Genomic DNA, 3,758 nt, shown 5'->3' with positions numbered 1-3,758 from the left:
TTTAAACCCCGATTGATATAATACTTGGTGAAGTTCCATACCTGTTAAAGCTGATGGTTTTAATTTTGCTAGTTCATAATATTCCTTTAATAATCTTCTTTCTTCATTTTTATCTTTAATAGCTTCTCTTATATCTTCTTCACTAATAGTTACACCTAAAGCTTTTTCTGTTTCTTCTTTTAATATTTTTATTTCTTCTTTCCAAAGTTTATATGTATATTCTCCTCTTTGCATATTAGGTAAGTGCATTACATGAGTTGGTTTAACCTTTGCTAGTTCCTCATACATTTTTTTCTTACCATCACAAGTAGTTTCTCCTATTAGCATATCTGAGAAATAAAAATATGGGCAAGTATCTGTTATAGCATGTCCATAGCTTGATTTTATAAGTGGACAAAGATTTCTTGGAAGTACTTTTTCAGCATCAGGAATTGGTTCTTCACTTACCCCACAAACTCCGACTGTAACAGCTCCTGCTGCCATTGGTATTTCTACTGGTGTATATGTACAAAATACACCAACCATCTTTTTGCCACTTTCTTTTAGTTCTTTAGCTTTTATAAATCCTGTTCTTCTTGCCTCATTAAAACTTTCAAATTTATCTGGTAAATTTATCATTTTAGTTCCCCCTTTAACATTTCTTCCTTATATAATTTTATCATTATTTATATTATTGTATTAATGTTTATATCTATAGTACTTATTGATATTATAGATATTTTTTATAATTAAAAAGTTGAATTTTGTAATTTATTAATATTAAATTAATTCCAGTCAATTTGTTGCTATATGATTTACACAGGTATATAATTTAAGCTGTAGACATTTAATTTATTTATATCTAGTAAAGCATCTTTCCATTGTCTATTCTCATCATTATACTTTATATCTAGTCATAAATTAATCTCTATCATACATAAGTATAATCATAACTTTACTAATCTTAATTTTACTAATCTTAATTTTACTAATCTTAATTCACATATTTATCTAATCTTAATTCACATATTTATTTATATTTCTTATAAGGGGGATAAAATTATGAACAATGAAAAAGAGTTTAAGCCCTTTATTTCTGCTGATAGGGTAATGCCTGAATTTACAGTAACATCTATATTTTTAGGCTGTTTATTAGCAGTTATATTTGGGGCTGCAAATGCATACCTTGGCCTTAGAGTTGGTATGACCGTAAGTGCATCTATTCCGGCAGCAGTTATATCAATGGGGGTTATGAGGGTTATCTTAAAAAGAGAGTCAATCCTTGAAAACAACTTAGTTCAGACTATAGGTTCAGCTGGTGAATCTTTAGCTGCAGGTGCAATATTTACATTACCAGCAATGTTTATATGGATGAAAGATTGGGGATTAGGAAGTCCTAGTTTATTTAAAATTGCAATCATAGCTTTATGCGGTGGTTTACTTGGGGTATTATTTATGATTCCTCTTAGAAAAGCATTAATAGTTAAAGAACATGGAGTTCTACCTTATCCAGAGGGGACTGCTTGTGCAGAAGTTTTACTTGCTGGTGAAGAAGGTGGTTCTAAGGCTTCTGTAGTATTTGCAGGACTTGGTATAGCTGCTTTATATAAATTTATAGCAGATGGTCTTAAGATCTTCCCTAGTGAAATAGAATGGGAAATACCAGGATATCATAATGGTGCTTTTGGTATGGATGTATTACCTGCTCTTTTAGGAGTTGGTTATATCTGTGGATATAAAATATCAGGTTATATGTTTGCTGGTGCAATTGTTGGTTGGATAGGTCTTATACCTTTATTTAGTTTGTTTGGTGGGGATACAATATTATACCCTGCTACAGTTCCTATGAGTGAATTAGGCTTTTGGGCTATATGGAATAATTATATAAGATATGTTGGTGCAGGTGCTGTTGCATGCGGTGGTATTTTAAGTTTAATTAAATCACTTCCACTAATAGTAGATACTTTTGCAAAAGCAATGAAGGATTATTCTAACAGAGAATCTTCTGATAATTCAATAAGAACTGATCAAGATATGTCTATGAAAACTGTTTTAATAGGTTCTTTATTAGTAGTTATTGCTATAGGTTTAATACCTTCTATTCCAGTTAATTTTGTTGGAGCTTTATTAATAGCTGTCTTTGGTTTCTTCTTTGCTACAGTTTCTTCAAGACTTGTTGGTCTTGTTGGTAGTAGTAATAACCCAGTTTCTGGTATGGCTATAGCTACTCTTTTAATAAGTACTATAGTTTTAAAATCAACTGGTATGGTTGGCCAAGAAGGTATGATGGGGTCTATTGCTATAGGTTCTATTATATGTATTATAGCTGCAATAGCAGGGGATGCTTCTCAAGATTTAAAAACAGGTTATATAGTTGGTGCTACTCCTAAAAAGCAACAATATGGTGAACTTATAGGTGTTTTAATATCTGCTATAACTATAGGTGGCGTACTTTACTTATTAAGTGCAGCATGGGGATTTGGTTCAAAAGAAATTCCTGCTCCTCAAGCTACATTAATGAAGTTGGTTGTTGAAGGTGTTATGGAAGGAAATCTTCCTTGGAGTTTAATATTTGCAGGTTCAGGTATAGCAATAGCTGTTGAAATAATAGGAATTCCAGTACTTCCTTTTGCAGTTGGACTATATCTTCCTATCCACTTAAGTGCTGGTATCATGGTAGGTGGAGTTATTAAATTATTCTTTGAAAAGAGAAAAAATGTTTCTGAAGAAAATAGAAAACAACAAATTGATAGAGGTATATTATATACTTCTGGATTAATTGCAGGTGAAGGTTTAGTAGGAGTTTTACTAGCAATTCTTGCTGTAATAAAGGTTGGAGATTCTTCTTTAGGAGATATAATAAATCTTTCTGAAAGTGTGCAATTGGGGCAAATTGGCGCTTTAATATTCTTTGTACTTCTTATACTTACTTTATTTAAGTTTAGTATTTGGTATAAGGAAAAAGATAAAAGCAATGCATCGTAGGATTTGATATATTATATATTTATATTTATATCTCGATCTCACAGGTTATACTTTTTAAGCTTGAGAGCCAATTTAGTTAATTAAGTAGGGGTTTTTTACTCCTACTTAATATATTTATAGGAGGTGAAACAATATGGCCAAAACTAAAAAAAATGATAAAAATTATTTGGACTTTGTACCTATAAAAAGTACCAAAATAAACTGGTCTGTAAATGATCATGATTTTGTTGTTTTAGAAGTTAAAAGAACTAGTTTTTTTGATAAATTTGCACAAAAATTATTTAAAGTTCCTCATAAAAGTGATATTAAACTAGATAAACATGGTAGCTTTGTTTGGAAGTGTATAGATGATAACAAGTCTATTTATGAAATTTCAAAAGAAGTTAAAAATCACTTTGGCAAGGATTGTGAACCTTTACTTGAAAGATTAATTTCATTTTTCAATATTTTAAATGATAATAAATTTATAACTTTTAATCATAGGGAGAAGTAAATTAATGGATACTATAATATATATACTACTATTTGCAATTGCAACTGTCATAATATATATCTGGGGATTACTTAAAGAACAACGAAAATCAAAGGACTTATTTGATATTCTTTATAAAAAAGGTGAGAAAGCTGTTATTAAAGCTTTTAAGGATAAAAGGTGTTTATCTAAAAAAGACATCGAAAATGAATTAATCAATTTAAGATCTTCTTTGTTTTATACTAGAGACAAGCTTGTTATAAAAGATCCTTCTAATTTTGCAAAAGTTCTCATAGGCAAAATGTTGAGTAATGGTATTATT

4 protein-coding genes are annotated in these 3,758 nt (G+C 29.9%); 3 read left to right on the top strand and 1 reads right to left on the bottom strand.

Features of this window, described 5'->3' with window-relative positions; all coding sequences use genetic code 11:
- A partial coding sequence (locus tag VLM92_RS01970) for a 2-hydroxyacyl-CoA dehydratase family protein (protein ID WP_325274674.1) occupies positions 1 to 618 on the bottom strand: 618 nt, incomplete at its 3' end.
- Positions 619 to 1,041: 423 nt separating this feature from the next.
- Here VLM92_RS01970 and VLM92_RS01965 point away from each other — a divergent pair.
- From VLM92_RS01965 to VLM92_RS01955, 3 genes are all read left to right on the top strand, one after another.
- A complete protein-coding gene (locus VLM92_RS01965; protein WP_325274673.1) occupies positions 1,042 to 2,964 on the top strand; it encodes an OPT family oligopeptide transporter in 1,923 nt (640 codons plus the stop codon).
- 133 nt (positions 2,965 to 3,097) lie between these two features.
- The gene (locus VLM92_RS01960; RefSeq protein WP_325274672.1) at positions 3,098 to 3,457 is read left to right on the top strand and encodes a PqqD family protein; all 360 of its coding nucleotides are present in this window, start codon (positions 3,098 to 3,100) and stop codon (positions 3,455 to 3,457) included.
- Between the two features lie 4 nt (positions 3,458 to 3,461).
- Positions 3,462 to 3,758, top strand: a 297-nt coding sequence (locus VLM92_RS01955) for a hypothetical protein (RefSeq protein ID WP_325274671.1), incomplete at its 3' end; no start/stop codon positions are given.

The sequence above is a fragment of the Romboutsia sp. genome, from assembly GCF_035470145.1.
Lineage (GTDB): Bacteria > Bacillota > Clostridia > Peptostreptococcales > Peptostreptococcaceae > Romboutsia_D.
Note: the sequence above shows the minus strand (reverse complement) of the source record. Positions and strands in the feature narration are given on the sequence as shown.

Coding starts and splice junctions, on each gene's coding strand:
- VLM92_RS01960 (WP_325274672.1), top strand. CDS start 3,098: ATGGCCAAAACTAAAAAAAATGATAAAAATTATTTGGACTTTGTACCT.
- VLM92_RS01965 (WP_325274673.1), top strand. CDS start 1,042: ATGAACAATGAAAAAGAGTTTAAGCCCTTTATTTCTGCTGATAGGGTA.